At 61.9% G+C, this 17,795-nt stretch carries 17 protein-coding genes; 11 read left to right on the forward strand and 6 right to left on the reverse strand.

Features of this window, described 5'->3' with window-relative positions; all coding sequences use genetic code 11:
• Positions 1–18 precede the first annotated feature (18 nt).
• Positions 19–1,263, forward strand: coding sequence for an MFS transporter (locus RBQ93_RS05660; protein WP_320371078.1), 1,245 nt, complete (start codon positions 19–21; stop codon positions 1,261–1,263).
• A 1-nt stretch (position 1,264) separates the two neighbouring features.
• Here RBQ93_RS05660 and RBQ93_RS05665 read toward each other — a convergent pair whose 3' ends face one another.
• Both RBQ93_RS05665 and RBQ93_RS05670 read right to left on the reverse strand, forming a co-directional pair.
• The gene (locus tag RBQ93_RS05665) at positions 1,265–2,209 is read right to left on the reverse strand and encodes an RluA family pseudouridine synthase (protein WP_320371079.1); all 945 of its coding nucleotides are present in this window, start codon (positions 2,207–2,209) and stop codon (positions 1,265–1,267) included.
• A gap of 5 nt (positions 2,210–2,214) precedes the next feature.
• A complete protein-coding gene (locus tag RBQ93_RS05670) occupies positions 2,215–2,955 on the reverse strand; it encodes a PilZ domain-containing protein (RefSeq protein WP_320371081.1) in 741 nt (246 codons plus the stop codon).
• An 84-nt stretch (positions 2,956–3,039) separates the two neighbouring features.
• Here RBQ93_RS05670 and cysS point away from each other — a divergent pair, with 84 nt between their 5' ends.
• The 8 genes from cysS (at position 3,040) to RBQ93_RS05710 (ending at position 14,851) form a co-directional block, all read left to right on the forward strand.
• Entirely contained in the window at positions 3,040–4,503 is a 1,464-nt protein-coding gene (gene cysS, locus RBQ93_RS05675; protein WP_320371082.1) for a cysteine--tRNA ligase, read from the forward strand.
• Positions 4,504–4,583: 80 nt separating this feature from the next.
• Entirely contained in the window at positions 4,584–6,221 is a 1,638-nt protein-coding gene (locus tag RBQ93_RS05680; RefSeq protein WP_320371083.1) for a sensor histidine kinase, read from the forward strand.
• Positions 6,218–6,598, forward strand: coding sequence for a response regulator (locus RBQ93_RS05685; RefSeq protein ID WP_320371084.1), 381 nt, complete (start codon positions 6,218–6,220; stop codon positions 6,596–6,598). The genes RBQ93_RS05680 and RBQ93_RS05685 overlap by 4 nt, the downstream gene beginning before the upstream one ends.
• A 105-nt stretch (positions 6,599–6,703) precedes the next feature.
• Entirely contained in the window at positions 6,704–9,211 is a 2,508-nt protein-coding gene (locus tag RBQ93_RS05690) for a mannose-1-phosphate guanyltransferase (protein WP_320371085.1), read from the forward strand.
• Between the two features lie 5 nt (positions 9,212–9,216).
• Positions 9,217–11,406 carry a glycoside hydrolase family 57 protein gene (locus RBQ93_RS05695; protein WP_320371086.1) on the forward strand — a complete coding sequence of 730 codons (2,190 nt, stop codon included), beginning with the start codon at positions 9,217–9,219 and terminating at the stop codon, positions 11,404–11,406.
• A gap of 9 nt (positions 11,407–11,415) precedes the next feature.
• On the forward strand, positions 11,416–12,441 hold the full coding sequence (gene galT / locus RBQ93_RS05700; protein ID WP_320371087.1) for a galactose-1-phosphate uridylyltransferase: 1,026 nt from the start codon (positions 11,416–11,418) through the stop codon (positions 12,439–12,441).
• Positions 12,441–13,310 carry a TIGR02757 family protein gene (locus RBQ93_RS05705; protein WP_320371088.1) on the forward strand — a complete coding sequence of 290 codons (870 nt, stop codon included), beginning with the start codon at positions 12,441–12,443 and terminating at the stop codon, positions 13,308–13,310. The genes galT and RBQ93_RS05705 overlap by 1 nt, the downstream gene beginning before the upstream one ends.
• Before the next feature lie 95 nt (positions 13,311–13,405).
• Positions 13,406–14,851 carry a DUF3426 domain-containing protein gene (locus tag RBQ93_RS05710; RefSeq protein ID WP_320371089.1) on the forward strand — a complete coding sequence of 482 codons (1,446 nt, stop codon included), beginning with the start codon at positions 13,406–13,408 and terminating at the stop codon, positions 14,849–14,851.
• Between the two features lie 84 nt (positions 14,852–14,935).
• Here the strand turns inward: RBQ93_RS05710 and RBQ93_RS05715 are convergent, their stop codons facing one another.
• The 4 genes from RBQ93_RS05715 to RBQ93_RS05730 are packed head-to-tail and all read right to left on the reverse strand — an operon-like array spanning position 14,936 to position 16,550.
• Complete coding sequence (locus RBQ93_RS05715; RefSeq protein WP_413818359.1) at positions 14,936–15,418, reverse strand: FKBP-type peptidyl-prolyl cis-trans isomerase; 483 nt, start codon at positions 15,416–15,418, stop codon at positions 14,936–14,938.
• Positions 15,419–15,476: 58 nt separating this feature from the next.
• Positions 15,477–15,776: a DUF167 family protein gene (locus RBQ93_RS05720; protein ID WP_320371091.1), complete on the reverse strand. Its 300-nt coding sequence runs from the start codon at positions 15,774–15,776 to the stop codon at positions 15,477–15,479.
• Positions 15,760–16,212, reverse strand: a complete 453-nt coding sequence (locus tag RBQ93_RS05725) for a DivIVA domain-containing protein (RefSeq protein WP_320371093.1) — start codon at positions 16,210–16,212, stop codon at positions 15,760–15,762. Before RBQ93_RS05725 ends, RBQ93_RS05720 begins: the two co-directional genes overlap by 17 nt.
• Before the next feature lie 14 nt (positions 16,213–16,226).
• The gene (locus RBQ93_RS05730) at positions 16,227–16,550 is read right to left on the reverse strand and encodes a YggT family protein (RefSeq protein ID WP_320371094.1); all 324 of its coding nucleotides are present in this window, start codon (positions 16,548–16,550) and stop codon (positions 16,227–16,229) included.
• Positions 16,551–16,667: 117 nt separating this feature from the next.
• On the opposite strand from RBQ93_RS05730, the gene RBQ93_RS05735 reads away from it, so the two are divergent.
• A complete protein-coding gene (locus RBQ93_RS05735; protein WP_320371096.1) occupies positions 16,668–17,453 on the forward strand; it encodes an inositol monophosphatase family protein in 786 nt (261 codons plus the stop codon).
• Complete coding sequence (locus tag RBQ93_RS05740) at positions 17,453–17,779, forward strand: hypothetical protein (RefSeq protein WP_320371097.1); 327 nt, start codon at positions 17,453–17,455, stop codon at positions 17,777–17,779. Before RBQ93_RS05735 ends, RBQ93_RS05740 begins: the two co-directional genes overlap by 1 nt.
• Positions 17,780–17,795 lie beyond the last annotated feature (16 nt).

Raw genomic sequence — 17,795 nt, forward strand, 5'->3', positions numbered from 1 at the left:
CAGGCAGGAACATCTTCCATGAGCAACAAGCCCTCATTTGCCACTCTGCGCTGGCGCCTGTTCGGCACCCTGGCGCTGATGTACATCCTGGTTTACTTCTACCGGGTCTCCCTGGCGGTGGTCTCCGGCGACGTCAGCCGCGATCTGGACCTGACCCCTGAGCAGTTGGGCACCCTGGCCGGGGTGCTGTTCTACGTCTACGCCGTGGCCCAGATCCCGCTGGGACCGCTGATCGACCGGATCGGCCCGCGGCTGGTGATCTCCGGCTGCGGACTGTTGACTACCCTGGGTGGGTTGCTGTTTGCCAAGGCCAACGGCCTGGCCGGCGCCATGGCGGGCCGGGTGCTGATCGGCATCGGCACTGCCGCCGTGCTGATGGCCACCTTCACCATCTTCAGCCACTGGTACAGCAGGCAGGAGTTCGGCCGCATCTCGGGGCTGATGGTGGCGGCCGGCAATCTGGGCAACCTGGCCGGCACCGCACCATTAGCCCTGGCAGTGGGCTGGCTGGGCTGGCGCGATGCGTTCCTGATCATCGCCCTGCTGCAGGGGCTGGTAACCCTGCTGATCTTCCTCAAGGTACAGGATCGTCCGCCGCAACCGCTGGAGCCCGAAAGCGGCGAGCAGCTCGAAAAGCCAGGCATACTGGCCGCTTGGGGCGTACTCGGCCGGGACCGTTCCTTCTGGCTGCTGGCAGCCATCGCCTTCTGCTGGTACGGCAACTACCTGGCGGTGCAGGGGCTGTGGGGCGGCCCGTTCCTGATGGAGGTACTGGGGCTTTCCCGCGACAGCGCCGGCCGGATGCTGATGTGGACCTCGATCGGTTTCATCATCGGCTCGATGGTCACTGACCGGATCGCACAAAACCTGTTCCGTTCCTACAGCCGCACCCTGCTGGCCGGCCAGTTCGGCCTGGCCCTGCTGATGACCGGCTTTCTGGGCTGGCTGCCGCTGCTGCCCACCTGGTGCCTGGGGTTCTACTTCCTGGCCATCGGCCTGACCGTCTCCAGCGGGGTGATGATCTACCCGATCATCAGGGCCAGTATACCGGTGGCCATGGTCGGCACCGGACTGACCTCGCTCAACTTCTTCGTGCTGATGGGGGCCGCCGTTGCCCAGCAGGGGATGGGGCTGGTGATCGCCCGCTACGGCGGCTATTGTCTCGAAGGGTTTCGTGCCGCCTTCAGCCTGCCGGTGGCCGGACTGCTGCTGACCTGCCTGCTGTTCTGCTTTGCCCGCCCCTGCCCGACCGGCAAGCCATAAATCAGACGCCCTCCAGCCGACTACGCAGCTCTGGCGGTGGCGGACAGCTGATCACGGTCGGCTGCCCGCTGCGGGGATGGCAAAAACGCAACTCGGCGCTGTGCAAAAGATAGCCGGGATCACCCGGCAGGGCCGCACTGTCCGGGCTGGGCCGACCGCCGCACAGGTAGAGCGGATCGCCCAACAGCGGGTGTCCCACCGAGGCCAAATGAATGCGGATCTGGTGAGGGCGGCCGGTGTCGATGGCCACGTCGCACAGACTGCAGCCATCACGCCGTTCCAGCAGCGTCACCTCGGAACGGGCCGGCTTGCCGTCCGGCGCTGCGGCATACACTGAACCGAGCAACGGATGCGGCACCGGCCCAATCGGCGTCTCGATGAGCTGTTGATCCCAGACCGGGTTACCACTGATCAGGGTTCGATAGCGCTTGCCCACCTGCCGCGCCGACCACTGGCGCAGCAGCTCCCGTCGGGCATCGTGATTCGTGGCGCACAGTACCAGCCCCGAGGTCCAACGCCCCAGCCGATGCAGCGGTACCGCAGCGGGATACTGCTGCTGCACCAGGTACAGCAGGGTTGAGTGGTAGAAGTTGGCGCCGGGCAGCGTGGGCAGGCCCGCCGGCTTGGCCACCGCCAGCAGATCGTCGTCCTCGCAAACCAGATCAAACCGACGCGGCGCAGGAGGCTCATCCCAGGCGGGCCGCCGCCAGACCAGCTCCATACCGGCCCGCAGCCTGACATCACCGCTGGCGGTTACGCCATCCAGCAGCACCAGCCCGGCGCCGATATTGGCAGTCCATTGTTCCTCTGATGAGTGGGGATAGTGGCGGCTGAGATAGGCCAAGAGTGATTGGCCATCAGCCCGGGGACCGAGCTGCTCACGATAGACGCAGCCCTGGTTGCGATGGCCGGACAGCTCGGGAAAAGGAGTCGGTCCGGCAGACAATCGGATCAGACCTTCAGTTCGCGGATGATCTCGCCCTGGCGCTGGGCGATGAACATGCCGACCAGGTTTTCGCTGCCCCGGTCCAGCTCGAACAGGAAGATGCAACGACAGGGGCTGCCTTCCGATTCGTAGCGCAGCAGCCGCGACAGGACCCGTAACGTGACCGGAGCAGGACGATTGGCAAGCGCAAGCGACATGTTGAGGTAAAAGTAGGTAAAGTTGCCCAAGAGCGCCTTGTCCGGCACCTCCAAGGCGCAGCCCCCCAGAGAGAGGTCCTTCAGCTTGGCCCGGAAACGGTCCGGCCCGGCCTCCACATCAACAAACAGCAGCCCGCCGATCTTGACCCGGATCGAGTTGCGCCGTTCCGGCAGCACTTCGACATAGGAGAAACCGGACAGCGCCACCTCGCCGCTCTCAGGGTTGTAACGAGCCTCGGCGTAGATATCGTGGGGCAGTTCGGGACACTTGAGGATGGTGTGACGGCTGAGCTCGATGGCCCGCGATTGGGTCTCGTTGGTGCGGCAACAGAGGGAGTCTTCGAACAGATAGAGGATCTCGGCGCTGGCTGCCACCGGCACCTCTTTGTAGTAGTTGTGCAGCTGGATGCGGGGCGGCTTGGGCCGTTGCGACAGCTCCACCAGCAGCGTCAGGATCGCGCCCGAATCCTCCGTGGTCAACAGATGCAGCTGATTTTCGTACTGCTGACGGTCCATCCCACCTCCCTGATCAACAATTGCTTGTAGCATTGCTGCCGCCTGCTCTGCAAGGGGCAGCCTTGTCTTTGCCGCAAAATCATGGCAGAGTAGCCTGAAAAATTTCAGAGGTCCACCATGGCGCTCCGTCTTTACAATACCCTCACCGGCCAGAAAGAGCCGTTTATCCCCCAGGTGCCGGGCAAGGCCGGCATGTACGTCTGCGGCGTGACGGTCTACGACTACTGCCACATCGGACACGCCCGGGCCGGGATCGTCTTCGACGTGATCTACCGCTACCTGCAGTACGCCGGCTATGATGTCACCTTTGTCCGCAACTACACCGACATCGATGACAAGATCATCAACCGCGCCAACCAGGAGGGGACCGACTACCGTACCATCGCCGACCGCTACATCGCTGCCTTTGACGAGGATATGGGACGGCTGGGGCTCAAAAAACCGACCCTGGAGCCCAAGGCCACCGACCATATCGACGACATCATCGCCATAATAGAAAAGCTGATCGCGAACGGCCACGCCTACGAGGCCGCAGGCGACGTCTACTTCGCAGTGGAGACCTTCGATCACTACCTGAAACTCTCCAAGCGCAACCTGGAGGACATGCAGGCCGGCGCCCGGGTGGAGGTGGACGAGCGCAAGAAGAACCCGATGGACTTCGCCCTCTGGAAGGGGTCCAAGCCGGGGGAACCCTGGTGGCAATCCCCCTGGGGCAAGGGTCGCCCTGGCTGGCATATCGAATGCTCGGCCATGAGCATGCGTTTCCTGGGCCCCTCCTTCGATATCCACGGCGGCGGCAAGGACCTGGTCTTCCCCCACCACGAGAACGAGATCGCCCAGTCGGAATGCGCCAACGGCTGCCAGTTCGTCAAATACTGGCTGCACAACGGTTTCGTCAACATCAACAGCGAGAAGATGAGTAAGTCGCTGGGCAACTTCTTCACCATCCGCGAGGTACTGGAGCTGTTCGACGCCGAGGTGCTGCGCTTCTTTATCCTGCAGGCCCACTACCGCTCGCCCCTGGACTACTCCGACCAGAACCTCAAAGAGGCCCAGGCCGGGCTGACCCGCATCTACGAGGCCCTGGCAGCCCTGGATGAAGTCCTGGCTGGGCCAATCGGCAGTGACCCGGCAGCGCCCTCGCTGGCCGAGCTGCAGGAAAAAGCACAGCAGCTGCTGCCCCGCTTCACCGAGGCAATGGACGACGACTTCAACACCGCCCAGGCACTGGGCGTGATCTTCGACCTGGTGCGAACCCTGAACCGCTACCTGGCCGAGGCCGGTCAGCCGGACGAGACAGGCCGTCAGACCCTGACCACTATCCGCAACGCCTTTGCCGAGATGGGACAGGTGCTGGGGCTCTTCTGCTCCAATCCCGCCCAGTGGCTGGCGGCCCGCGAGGCCGACAAGGCCGGTCAGCTGACCATCACCCCGGACGAGATCGAGGCGCTGATCGCCGAGCGGGCCCAGGCCCGCAAGGACAAGAACTTCAAGCGCAGTGACGAGATCCGCGACCAGCTGCTGGCCAACAACATCCAACTGCTGGACACCCCCCAGGGTACCAGCTGGAAGGTGAAGTAGCGCTCCCTGCCGCTCCACTGCCCGCTTCAGCCCTTGACCCGGTACGTTCCCGTGGTATGCTTGGTTCTGGAGCCTTTCGCATGGACAACGACACCACACACTGGGAATGCTGCTGGGACCGCGACCTGACCTCGCTGGACGACTGCCCCAATCTGGGCGCAGGCGACGAGGATCTGCTGCTCTCCCGCCAGCGACGGTTTCTTGAAAAATGTTGCGACTGCGACAAGTTCAAGCGCGACCTCTCCCGCTTCAGGGATTCAGGCCACCCGCTGGCCCCCATCTTTTCCGTCCTGCACAACGATTACCGCCGTCAACGAGCCCAGATTCAGGCCTTAAGCAGCTTCCTCGACACCAAGAGCCTGGAGGTGCGCTTTCTGCATGAACTGGGTTCGGTATTGCAGAGTTCGGTGGATCTGGAGGAGGTGCTCTCGGTGGCCCTGACCGCCATCACCTCCGGCAAAGGGTTCGGCATGAACCGGGCCTTCCTGCTCTTGGCCGACAAGGAGCGTCACTTCCTGCGCGGCCACCTGGCCATCGGCCCTCGCTCCGCCGAGGAGGCCGGCCAGACCTGGCACGAAATCACCTCCAGCGACCTTGATCTGCAGAGTCTCTCCCGCTCCTTCCGCCAGAACAAGCTCAATGCCGAACGGGACAAGTTTCACGACATCCTCAACCGGCTGGTGATCTCCATGGACAACATCCACCATGTGGTCATCCGCTCCCTGGAGGAGAAGAAACCGCTGTTGGTACATGACGCCTTCAACAATCCGGAGGTGGACCCCGAACTGGCCCAACTGCTGGGGGTGGACACCTTCCTGGTGCTGCCGATGCTGGCCCGCAACCGACGGGTAGGGGTAATCCTGGCCGATAACTTCATCACCCGCCAGCCGATCACCGACGATGACCTGCGCTCCATCGAGACCTTCACCTTCCCGGTGGCCTTCGCCATTGAACGGGCCTCGTTGTACGAGCGGCTGCAGGAAGAGGTGACCAAGCTGCAGGATGCCAACCACCGGCTGCAGGAGCAGCAGGAACTGCTGGTCAAGATGGAAAAGATGGCCCTGGTGGGCCGGATCACCTCCAGCATCGCCCACTCGATCCGCAACCCGCTGATGGTGATCGGCGGTTTTGCCCGCTCGGTACTCAAGGCCACCCCGGACAACGACCCCAAGCGCACCTTCATCGATTCGATCGTGGCCGAGGCCAGCCAGATGGAAGAGGTGCTGGACGAGATCCTGACCTACTCCGACGCCCTCTACCCGATTCGCGATTTCTGGGATGTGAACCAGCTGGTGGAGACCGTGATCCGGGACATCCAGGAAAAGGCCCTGACCCAGAACTACAGCTGCCATTTCCACCCGGCCGACGGCCTGCCACAGGCTTACGTGGACTATAAGCAACTCTCCTACTGCCTGCGCAACATCCTGCTGGGCACCATCGATGGCCTGGAGAACGGCGCCCTGCAGATCAGCACCTGCCAGGAAGGCGACCGGATCGTGATCCAGATCGATGACCTGAACCGCCGCCTGAACCAGGACGAGCTGGAGGCGCTGTTGACCCCCTTTGCCGAGACCCGCGAGATGGGCTCAGGCCTCAACCTGGCCCTGTGCCGCAACATGCTTGAAAAACTGGATATCCCCTTCCTGGTGGTGGCACCACCGGAGGCCGGGGTGCGCTACAGCATCAAACTACCCACCCGCAAGGAGGAGCAGCCATGAACCGGATCCTGGTGGTCGACGACGAGGCCAATATCCGCCTGCTCTACGCAGAGGAACTGAAAGACGAAGGCTACGAGGTGGCCACCGCCGCCAGCAGTGCTGAGGCAGTTGAAAAGCTGGAGAACGGCGCCTTCGACCTGGCGGTGCTGGACATCAAACTCAAGAACGAGAGCGGCATCGAGCTGTTGCAGCGGATCGTCAAGGAGCGCCACGACATGCCGGTGATCCTCTGCTCGGCCTTCTCCTGCTACAAGGACGATTTCTCAGCCTGGCTGGCCGATAGCTACGTGGTCAAATCCGGCGACCTGACCGAGCTAAAGGAAGAGATCAAGCGGGTGCTGGCCAAGAAGGCCCAGCGCAAGGCCGCGGGATTGTAATGCAGGGTCCGGGGTCACGGGGCATGGGGCAACGAGCCACACCCTGCCAAGCACCCTGACCCATGACCCATGCCCCCTGACCCTATACAATGGAGGAATGAGATTATGAAAGCAGTCATTATGGCCGGCGGCTTCGGCACCCGCATCCAACCCCTCACCAGCAGCATCCCGAAACCGATGATCCCGCTGTTCAATCGGCCGATCATGCTGCATATCGTCGAGCTGCTGAAAAAGCACGACATCACCGACCTGGTGATGCTGCTCTATCACCAGCCGGCGGTGATCAAGAACTTCTTCCGCGACGGTTCCGACTTCGGGGTCAAGATCACCTATGTCACCCCGTTGGAGGACATGGGTACTGCCGGTGCGGTCAAGGCTGCCGAAAAATACCTGGACGAGCGGTTCATGGTGATCTCCGGCGACCTGCTGACCGACTTCAACCTGAAAAAGGTGCTGGATTTCCATGCCGACAACAAGGCCATGGCCACCATCACACTCACCTCGGTCAAGGACCCGCTGCAGTTCGGGGTGGTGATCACCGACAAGGAGAAGCGGATCACCCAGTTTCTGGAAAAGCCGGGCTGGGGCGAGGTGATCTCCGACACGATCAACACCGGCATCTACGTTCTGGAGCCGGAGATATTCAACTACATCCCCGAAGGGGAAAATTTCGACTTTTCCCAGGACCTGTTTCCGTTGATGCTCAAGAACAAGGACCCGCTGTACGGCTTCAGCGCCAAGGGCTACTGGCGGGATATCGGCAACACCGATTCCTACCGCGAGGCCTACCACGACATCTTCAAGGGCAAGGTTAATCTGAAGATCGACGAGGAGAAGCAGGACTACGTGGGCAAGGACCTGCGGATCGGCACCGACGTGACGCTGGAGGACGCGGCCGGACTGTCCGGCACGGTGGTGATCGGCGACAACTCCCAAATTCGCGGCGATGTGCAGATCAAGGATTCGGTCATCGGACGCAACTGCACCATTGAGGCCGGGGTCAAGCTCAACCGCTGTGTGTTGTGGGATAACGCCTATGTCAAGAAAGGGGCACGCATCACCGACAGCGTGGTCTGCGCCAACGTGCGGGTGGGACAATCCGCCATCCTGAATGAAGGGGTGATCGTGGCTGACGACACCTCCATCGGCGACGAGGTGCAGATCAAGGCCGATGTCAAGATCTGGCCACGCAAGATGATCGAGGCCGGCTCCATCGTCACCGCCAACCTGATCTGGGGCGAGAAGTGGAAGAAATCGCTGTTCGAGGGGGCCATCATCAGCGGTCTGTCCAACGTGGAGCTGACACCTGAGTTTGTGGCCAAGCTGGGCTGCGCCTACGGCACCATGCTGCCCAAGGGCAGCTTCGTGCTGGGTGGACGGGATGCCAACCGCTCCTCCCGCATGCTCAAGCGCTGCTTTGTGGGCGGCCTGCTGTCGGCCGGGGTCTATGTGCGGGATATGACCATGACCTCGCTGCCGATCATCCGCTACAAGCTGAAGACCTTTGGCGAGGTGGGCGGTTTCCACTTCCGCCAGGCCCAGGATGACCCGGCCTCGATGGAGATCGTCTTCCTGGACGGTGACGGCCTGGACTTCTCCACCAACATGTCCAAAAACGCCGAGCGGATCTTCTTCAAGGAAAACTTCCGGCGGGCCCACCATACCGAACCGGGGGCGATCATCGATCTGCCCCAGGCGGTGGATTTCTATCGCGAAGGCTACCTACGGGCCCTGAACCGCGACGTGATCCGCAAGGCTGCCTGGACCGTGGTGGTGGACTTCAACTTCTCGCCGGCCTGTCAGGTACTGCCGATGCTCCTGAACGAGCTGGGCTGCAATGTGGTGGCCCTGAACGCCTATGTTGATGAGGGGCGCGGCGGTGTGGTTCCCAAACCAAAGGCCGAGGCATTGGCCCAGCTGGCCACGGTGGTCGGTTCGCTCAAGGCCCAGGCCGGCTTCTGGCTGGAACCCAACGCCGAGGCGATCACCCTGGTGGATGAAACCGGCGCCCTGCATGAGGGGGTGGAGCTGCTGGCCCTGGTGACGTCCCTTAAGCTGCGCAATGAAAAGCGGGGCACCATCGCCGTGCCGGTGCAGGCCCCCTCCACCATCGAGCAGATGGCCCTCAAGCGCAAGTGCACCGTGACCCGCACCAAGAGCAACGACCGGGCCATGTTGGAGGCGGCCAGCTCCTCCGAGGTGATCATGGCCGGCACCACCGACGGCCGCTTCGCCTTCCCGGTTTTCCAGGCCGCCTTTGACGGCATGTTCGCCATCGGCAAACTGATCGAGCTGTCAGCCACGCTGGGGGTACCGTTCTCCAAGGCGCTGGCCGACGCGCCGCAGCGGGCCTTCCTGCAGACCAGCGTTCCCTGCCCGTTTGAGATGAAGGGCGGCATCATGCGCAAGATGAGCGAGGATTCGCTGGACAAAGAGGCCAGCTTCATTGACGGCATCAAGGTGCATATCGGCAACGACTGGGCCCTGGTGTTGCCGGACCAGTACCGCTCGTTCGTGCATATCGTGGCCGAATCAAAGGATGACAAGACCGCCACCAAACTGCTGAACGAGTACCAGAAAAAGGTGGAGCGCTGGAAGAAAGAACTGGAGTAGCCGCGATGAGCGCGCCCCTCGATGTGGTCTTCATCTGGCACATGCACCAACCGTACTACAAGGATACGGTGCAGAACGAATACGTGCTGCCCTGGACCTACCTGCACGGCATCAAGGATTACTACGACATGCCGGCCATCGTGGAGGATACGCCGGGGGCGCGGGCGGTCTTCAACCTGGTGCCGTCGCTGATCGAGCAGCTGCTGGATTACGCCGCCGGCACGGCGGTGGATCGTTTCCTGATCAAGGGCCAGCAGGACCCGGCCACCATGAACGACGATGACAAGGTCTTTCTGCTGGAAAACTTCTTTTCCGCCAACCGACAGCGGATGATCGAACCTCACCGCCGTTACCTGGAGCTTTTGTACATGGCGGGCGAGGGCAAGCCGGGCTCGGCCCGTGAGCGGATTCGCCACTTCAGCGATCAGGACCTGCGAGATCTGCAGGTCTGCTTTTTCCTGGCCTGGACCGGCGAGGCGGCCCGCCGCCGTTTTCCTGAGTTCCGCCAACTGCTGGAGAAGGGCGAGGGGTACAGCGCCGACGACCTGGCGCTCTTGTTTGCCACGCAGCGGCGTCTGCTGAACGAGATTCTGCCGCTCTACCAACGGCTGCACCAGCAGGGGCGAATCGAGCTGTCCCTGTCCCCCTACTTCCATCCGATCCTGCCGCTGTTATGCGACACCCAGCTGGCCCGCGAGGCGATGCCCAAGGTGACCCTGCCCCAGGAGCGCTTCCGCCACCCGGAAGACGCCGCCGCCCAGATCCGACGCGGCCTGGCCTACTTCAAAGAGGTGCTGGGCATCACCCCCCACGGCATGTGGCCCTCGGAGGGTTCAGTCAGCGATGAGGCGCTCTCGATCATCGCCGAGTGCGGCCTTTCCTGGGTGGCCAGCGACGAAGAGGTGCTGGCCAGATCCCTGGACGGCGGACTGGGCCACCACAACGAACGGCTCTACCGGCCCTGGCGCTACACCACCGGCCACGGCGACCTGGGCATCTTTTTCCGCGACCATCGGTTGTCAGACCTGATCGGCTTCAGCTACAGCCAGTGGGACCCCAGCCGGGCGGTGCTGGATTTTTGCGGCCGGCTACGCCAGATCCACCAGCAGATCGGCAGCGAAGGGCGGGTGATCCCGGTCATCCTGGATGGTGAAAATGCCTGGGAGTTCTACCCCGACAACGCCTACGACTTCCTGTCCGGCCTCTACGCGGGCCTGGCCGAGGCCCAGGACCTGCGGCTGACCACCTGCAGCGAGGTGCTGGAGCGGTCGAACTTTGAAGGCCGACTACACCGGATCCATCCCGGCTCCTGGATCAACGCAAACTACGGCATCTGGATCGGTCACCCGGAAGAAAACCTGGCCTGGGACCTGTTGCACCAGGCCCGCCAGGCGGTCAGCCAATATCATCCGGCGGCGGCCCATATCCTGCAGGCCTGCGGCACCAACGGTGACGAAACGGCCCGTATGCTCTGTACCTCCTTGTACGCTGCCGAGGGCAGCGACTGGTTCTGGTGGTTTGGCGATGACCACTTTTCGCCCCACAGCGACCGCTTCGACCACCTGTTCCGCCAGCATCTGACCAACGTCTACCGGCTGCTGGGCCTTGATCCGCCCTCCAAACTGCTGGAGCCGATCAAGAAGAAGAGCCCGGCCGGTTTGGTGCGGGAACCGGCCGGTTTCATCACCCCGGCCATCAACGGCCGGGTGGGCGATTATTTCGAGTGGCTGGCTGCCGGCCTGTTCGACCTGACCCGCCAGGGCTCGGCCATGCACTCTGCCGACCGGATGCTGCAGGGCTTTTATTGGGGCTATAATCGCGAGTCACTCTTTTTCAGGATTGACGGCATGCAGGATCTGTCACGGCTCTTGAAAGAGACGGATCTGCTGGCGCTGCACCTGATTGCCGACCGCGAGTACCGTCTGCCGATGCAACGCAGCGCCAACCAGGGGATGCTGCTGGCCAAGGAAAACGGCAACTGGGTGCCCACCAACACCTGTTGCCGCTGGGCCATCGACCGCACCTGCGAAGTGGCCATACCGCTTGAGGCACTCGGCCTGCAACCGAGGGCCAAACTGTTCGCCTCGCTGACCCTGACCCGCGACACCGAACAGATCGGCCGCTGGCCATCCGATGCGCCGCTGATGCTGAACTATGAAGGGCCGGACTTAGAGGCAAATGATTGGTTGATTTAGGAGAACTGCATGTCTGAACTACGTTGGGACCCGTTAAAACTACACTGGGTGATCATTGCCACCGAGCGGGGACGACGGCCGCGGGACTTCCAGACCGAACCGGAAGCGCTGCCGATGACCTCCTGCCCGTTCTGCTACGGCAATGAGGACAAGACCCCTCCCGAGATCTACGCCAGCCGCCCCAGCGGCCTGCCCAACGCCGCCAACTGGCAGGTGCGGGTGATCCCCAACAAGTACCCAGCCCTGCGGGTGGAGGGCGATCTGGACAATCGCGGCTACGGCCCCTACGACGTGATGAACGGTATCGGCGCCCATGAAGTGATTATCGAGACACCTGACCACGAGCGTTCGATGGCCGACCTGACCCCGGCTGAGCTGACCGAGGTGCTGATCGCCTGGCGCACGCGACTACTGGACCTGCGGCGCGACTTCCGCTTCCGCTACATGATCCTGTTCAAAAACCACGGCGCCCGGGCCGGCGCCACCCTGGCCCATTCCCACAGCCAGCTGATCGCCGTGCCGATGCTGCCGCCGGTGGCAGCCACCGAGCTCAAGGTCTGCCGCAAGCACTATGCCGATAAGGAACGCTGCCTGTTCTGCGACCTGATCGCCTTTGAGCTGGAACAGGGCAGCCGGATTGTGCGGGAGTTTGCCAACTACGTCACCCTGGCTCCCTATGCCTCCAGTTTTCCCTTTGAGCTCAAGCTGTATCCGAAGCAGCACGCCCACGACTTTGCCCTGATGAACGACGCCCAGCTGGCCGAACTGGCGGTGGCGCTCAGGGACATGCTGCTGCGGGTCAAGCTGGTACTCAAAGACGCCCCCTACAACTTCATCCTGCATACCTGCCCGCCGATGCACCGGCGGCCAGGCAAGCCGGGCCTCTGGAGCTCGCTGGAGTACGATTACCACTGGCATATCGAGCTGGTGCCGCGGCTAACCTCCATCGCCGGCTTCGAGTGGGGCACCGGCTTCTACATCAACCCCACCTCTCCGGAGGATGCCGCCCTGTTCCTGCGTGAGGCGGAGGTGTAGTGTCCGGCCGTTCCCTCAAGGCCACCCTTGAAGCCCTCTACACCGGGCGTTCACTGCGCCACCTGGCCAACGATCCGCTCTCGTTCTGTCACCGCTATGCCGATCCAGCCGATCGCGAGGTGACGGCGTTGATCGCCGCGGTCTTTGCCTACGGCAGCGTGGCGGTGATCAAGGGCAGCCTGGAACGCATCTTCGACCAGCTGGGCAGATCGCCGGCCCGCTTTGTTGATCGCTTTGAGCCGTTGCGGCAATCGGAAGCCTTTGCCGGCTTCAAGCACCGCTTCAACAGTGCTGACGATCTGCGGGCTCTACTGTGGGCCATCCGCCAGATGCGTCAGCAGGCCGGCAGCATCGAGCGGTTTTTCGCCCGCTTTCACGACCCTCGGGCTGAGACCGTCGAGGCAGGGCTGAACGGCTTCAGCGCCGCCGTGTTACACCTTGACTACCGGACGGTGTTCGGCCCCACTGGTCTTGACGCCGACAGTTCCTTCCGCTTCCTGTTTCCTGCTCCGGCAGGCGGCAGCGCCTGCAAACGTAGCTGCATGTTTCTGCGCTGGGTGGCGCGACCGGCGGACGGCATCGACCTCGGACTCTGGACAACGGTCAGACCAAGCCAACTGGTAATCCCGGTGGACCGTCACATCGAACGGATCGGCCGGTTGTTGGGCCTGACCACCCGCCGCACCCCTGACTGGCGGATGGCGCTGGAGATCACCGCCGGGCTACGACGTTTGGCGCCGGATGATCCGATCAGATACGATTTCAGTATCTGTCACCTGGGCATCTCGGAGGGCTGCAGCGGCAAAAGTGGCCCCACATGCCGCAAATGCCCGATTGCTGCCCACTGCCAGCGGCGGTCCGACGGATAAGAAATTGACACCACTGCCCCTTTCTGATACAAAATCGCTGTTTTATCGGCCTTGCGAGGCCTGCGCGACAACCAACCCGCTTAACGGAGCTGGCGATGATCATCCAATGCGAGCAGTGCCGGACCAAGTTCAAGCTTGACGACAACAAGGTGACGGAGCGTGGCGCCAAGGTCCGTTGCGCCAAATGCCGACACGTGTTCACCGTTCGGAAGCCCGGTGCGGCAGCCCCCGAAGAACGTTCCCTGCCGGCTGTAGAAGCCGCCTCAGGGGCAGCCATCGCCGCCGCTGCACCGACCTTTGATCTGGGCGAAGTCTCCTTTGCCGATGTTGATGTCGAACAGGCTCCGGCAGCCACTACGCCGCCGCCGCTGCCCGCCGGCGGTCTTGACTTCGGCACAGTGTTGCCCCAGGGGCGTGAGATTGAGCCCTCACCGGCAATCAACTTCGATTTCGGTGAAGTGAGTGCGTCACCGCTTGCCCAACAGAACATCAGCTTCGACTTCACTACCAAACCGACTGCGATCGCGGCTGCACCGGGCGGTGATATCGACTTCGGCGGCTTTGATTTCGGTGACGTCAGTGTTGCCAGGCCCGACGACAGCTTTAGCCTCGATGGCGCCGATTTTGGCGGGATGGCAGCCACCCGTCAGCCAGCAGCAAACGATAGTGACGACCTGGGATTCAGCTTTGGCGATGTAGAACCACAATCGGTTACTGCACCGTCAGACGGCCTGGATTTTTCAGGCATGGACTTTGGCGCAGCACAGCCCAGCGGCACTGCTCCCGCTGCAGACAGCTTCAGCCTGGGTGATTTCGACTTTGGTACCGAGGCCGCCAGCGTTGCAATGCCAGCTAACGCAACCCAAGGCAGTGGTGGCCTGTTTGATTTTGGTACCGTAGAAACGCCGTCAGCCCCGGTTGCTGCGCCAGAACAGGCAGCAAGCATGGATTTCAGCTTTGAAGCAGACGCCGCTGACGAGGCTTCGCCGCTGTCAATCGCCTCACGTCGTATCCAAAGCCCGATTACCTCAACCCTGGTCATCGTTGCCTGCCTGTTGCTGGTGGGTGCCTTGGGCTATATGGGCTATCTGTTCCTGGGCACTGGCGACAAGCAAGCGCCTTTCTTCGGCACGCAAGCCCAAGTTGAAGACGGCAAGATAACCGTTCAACAAGTGCAGGCTTCATACCTGAACAAGGCCGCGGCCGGCGATCTGTTGATTATAACCGGAGAAGCCTTGAACAGCTTCAGCAAGCCCCGGGCAGCACTGCAAGTCAAGGCGACCCTGTTCAGCAACACCAACGAGCCGGTGGTTACCCAACTGGCCTACGCCGGCAACCAGCTGACCCGAGAACAGTTGACCAGCATGCCCTGGGAAAAAATCGAGGCGGCCATGAACAACCAATTTGGCGACTCCCTTGCAAATCTTGAGGTGGCGCCCGGCAAGGCGATCCCCTTTACGCTGGTGATCATCAACCCGCCGGCTACGGCCTTGGATTACAGTGTTGAGGCGGTGGGCTCCACCGTTGCTGCCAGCAAATAGAACCGCTTAGTTGCTCATCTCAAACGAACAAGGGCTGCCCTGATGATTGGGCAGCCCTTGTTCGTTTGCATCTGTGATGGGTTGTTACACTATTTCAACTAACCGAATAGCAAAGGTCAGGTCTCGTCCAGCCAAGGGATGATTGGCATCGATGGTGATGCTGCTGTCGGTTACCTCGGTGATCAGCACCGGCATGCTGCTGCCATCCTGTAGCACCACTTCCAGATGCTGTCCCTCAATCGGCTCAACCCCGTCACCCAGCTCGCTGCGATTGACCACCGCCACCATCTGATCATGACGGGGGCCATAGGCCTCGTCGCAGGGGATGGTTACTGTAGTGCTGCTGCCCACAGCCAGACCGACAACCGCTTTCTCAAATCCGGGAATCACGTTGCCTTCGCCGATCACAAACTCCAGCGGTTCGCTGCCGCAATCCGACCCACAGCCACCTGAGCTGCAGCCGCAGCCTTCGTGTTGGGTTTCCTCCGAAGAGTCAAAAATTGATCCGTCTTCAAGCGTTCCGGTGTAGTGAACGCGTACCCGATCACCATGTTTAGCCAGCAGCATCATCTTTTCCTTTCCTTAAACCAAAATCCCCGCTCCGTGAGGAGACGGGGGTACTCTGTTACGAAAGCTTCTGCTCGAGCTGGGCCGCCGTGGCGCCCAGCACCTTGATCCGTTTATGCCGGGAGCTCTCGCCGGCTTCAATACGTACCGCAGATTTGGCCACCCGGAACAGCTTGGCCAAAAATTCCTGGCAACAGGCGTTGGCCGCGCCATCCACCGGCGGGGCGGTCAGCCGCAGCTTGAGCTCATCACCCTGTATGCCGCAAAATTCACTGCGAGAGGCCCTGGGCTGCACCACCACCCGCAGCAGCAGACCATCGGGCTGCTCCTGCCAGGGCAGTTCAGTCCTGTCGGCCATGCTCGATCAGGCGGGCGTGGGCATCCAGCAGTCCCTTCAGCTCGATTTCAAACTGCAACCGCTGACGCCGCACATCCTGCACCTTGACCTGTAATTCGGCCACGGTGCGTTCGGCATCGTCCACCATACGACGGGCCTGCATCTGGGCCTCAGCGATGATCAGCTCACCTTCCTTCTGGGTGTTGGCCTTCATCTCCTCGGTGATGGTACGGGCCGCCAGCATGGTTTCACGCAGCTCCTTGTCCCGCTCGGCCATCTCGGATAGCTCGCGGGTCTGACGGTTAACTTGCTCCTTCAGCTCGGTATTCTCCCGCAGCAGCGTCTCCATCTCGGCTGCCACGGCCTGCAGAAAGGCATCCACATCGTCGGCGTCAAGGCCGCCAAACATCTTGCCCTTGAACTGCTGCTGCTGAATATCCAGCGGTGTAATCGTCATGGCTCTTTCCTTTATTAACGCAGCCGTAGGCTCAGGCTGGCATTGAACAGGTACTGGTACAGGGTGTCCAGCAGCACGATCTGCAGCAGATAGATCAGGGCAAAGGCCACCAGGGGCGACAGGTCAAAGGCGCCGGTATCGGGCATGTAGCGGCGGATACGCCGCAGCACCGGCTCGGTCGCCCGGTGCAAAAAATTGACGATCGGGTTGTAGGGGTCGGGATTGACCCATGAGATCAGCGCAGCGGCAATCAGGACATACTTGTAGAGCGTCAGTAGTCCATTGGCCATCTCGACGATCACCGACAGGGCACGCAGTATGTTGGCAAGCAGGATCATGGCGGTATTCCTTTGGAAAATTCGCCGCAAACTATGCCTGATTCCATCCTGAAAGTCAAAATGTATGCGTTGCTGGCCGGTTGACTGAAGGCCTTCCGTTCCGGTATGCTGCTGACCATGACTGACACACGCTTGCTTGATACCGCCATTCAGGCCGCCCTGGCCGCCGGCCGGCTGCAACGCTCGCGCTTTGCCACCGACTTTACGGTGGACCTCAAAGGGGCCAAGGACCTGGTGACCGAACTGGACACCGCCTCCGAGGCCCTGATCGTCGGCATGCTGCTGGACCGCTTCCCCACCCACGGCATCCTGGCCGAAGAGGGCAGCTACCCGGCCGGCGACGGTCAGCACTGCTGGGTCATCGACCCGATCGACGGCACCACCAACTTCGCCCACGGTTTTCCTTGGTTCTGCAGTTCCATCGCCCTTGAGTACGATGGACAGCTGCAGGTGGGCGTGATCTACAACCCGATCACCGACGAACTGTTCACCGCCACTGCTGGCGGCGGCGCCTTCCTGAACGGTCGTCGGCTCAAAGTTTCTCAACATGCGCCCCTGTCCGCATCGCTGCTGGGCACCGGCTTCCCCTACGACTGTGCGACCGATCCAGAGAACAATTTTGACAGCTTCATCCGTTTTCAAAAGGCGGCCCGCGGCATCCGCCGGGCCGGTGCTGCCGCGCTGGACCTGGCCTATCTGGCTGCCGGACGTCTGGACGGTTTCTGGGAGGTCAAACTCAAGCCCTGGGATGTTGCGGCCGGCACCCTGCTGATCCAGGAGGCGGGCGGCATGGTTACCGCCTTTGATGGCAGCCCCTACCAGATTCGCAATCACCGCATCCTGGCCAGCAACGGCCTAATCCACCAGGAGATGATCGATCTGCTGGCCCAGAGAGGAATATGATGAAACGCGTTGTAATTGCCCTGTTGCTAAACGCCTTTATACTGCCCGGCGCTGGCCAGATCTACCTCGGGAGCAAGATTAAAGGCGTCGTGCTGGTAATGGCGGTCAACCTGCTGCTCCTGGCAGCTCTCTTTTTCATGATGAAGATTTCCGCCCCGGTGATCGCTGCCCACCTCGGCGGTACGCCGGTCACCGCTCAACAGGTTCTGGAGGCGATCCAGCCGTATTCCATGTGGGCCAAGCTGCTACTGTCAGCCCTGCTGGCAGTGTGGGGCTTCGGGCTGGTGGATCTGATCAGCGCCCTGCGCACGCCGCCCAATGATTAATTTTTGACAAACGACG

The organism is Trichlorobacter sp. (genome assembly GCF_034008105.1).
GTDB lineage: Bacteria > Desulfobacterota > Desulfuromonadia > Geobacterales > Pseudopelobacteraceae > Trichlorobacter.

Bases quoted from the DNA above. Each gene is read 5' to 3' on its own strand.
- galT (WP_320371087.1), top strand. From the start codon at position 11,416: ATGTCTGAACTACGTTGGGACCCGTTAAAACTACACTGGGTGATCATT.
- RBQ93_RS05725 (WP_320371093.1), bottom strand. From the start codon at position 16,212: ATGACGATTACACCGCTGGATATTCAGCAGCAGCAGTTCAAGGGCAAG.
- RBQ93_RS05740 (WP_320371097.1), top strand. From the start codon at position 17,453: ATGAAACGCGTTGTAATTGCCCTGTTGCTAAACGCCTTTATACTGCCC.
- RBQ93_RS05685 (WP_320371084.1), top strand. From the start codon at position 6,218: ATGAACCGGATCCTGGTGGTCGACGACGAGGCCAATATCCGCCTGCTC.
- RBQ93_RS05715 (WP_413818359.1), bottom strand. From the start codon at position 15,418: ATGCTGCTGGCTAAACATGGTGATCGGGTACGCGTTCACTACACCGGA.
- RBQ93_RS05680 (WP_320371083.1), top strand. From the start codon at position 4,584: ATGGACAACGACACCACACACTGGGAATGCTGCTGGGACCGCGACCTG.
- RBQ93_RS05720 (WP_320371091.1), bottom strand. From the start codon at position 15,776: ATGGCCGACAGGACTGAACTGCCCTGGCAGGAGCAGCCCGATGGTCTG.
- RBQ93_RS05660 (WP_320371078.1), top strand. From the start codon at position 19: ATGAGCAACAAGCCCTCATTTGCCACTCTGCGCTGGCGCCTGTTCGGC.
- RBQ93_RS05735 (WP_320371096.1), top strand. From the start codon at position 16,668: ATGACTGACACACGCTTGCTTGATACCGCCATTCAGGCCGCCCTGGCC.
- RBQ93_RS05670 (WP_320371081.1), bottom strand. From the start codon at position 2,955: ATGCTACAAGCAATTGTTGATCAGGGAGGTGGGATGGACCGTCAGCAG.
- RBQ93_RS05695 (WP_320371086.1), top strand. From the start codon at position 9,217: ATGAGCGCGCCCCTCGATGTGGTCTTCATCTGGCACATGCACCAACCG.
- RBQ93_RS05710 (WP_320371089.1), top strand. From the start codon at position 13,406: ATGATCATCCAATGCGAGCAGTGCCGGACCAAGTTCAAGCTTGACGAC.
- RBQ93_RS05690 (WP_320371085.1), top strand. From the start codon at position 6,704: ATGAAAGCAGTCATTATGGCCGGCGGCTTCGGCACCCGCATCCAACCC.
- RBQ93_RS05730 (WP_320371094.1), bottom strand. From the start codon at position 16,550: ATGATCCTGCTTGCCAACATACTGCGTGCCCTGTCGGTGATCGTCGAG.
- cysS (WP_320371082.1), top strand. From the start codon at position 3,040: ATGGCGCTCCGTCTTTACAATACCCTCACCGGCCAGAAAGAGCCGTTT.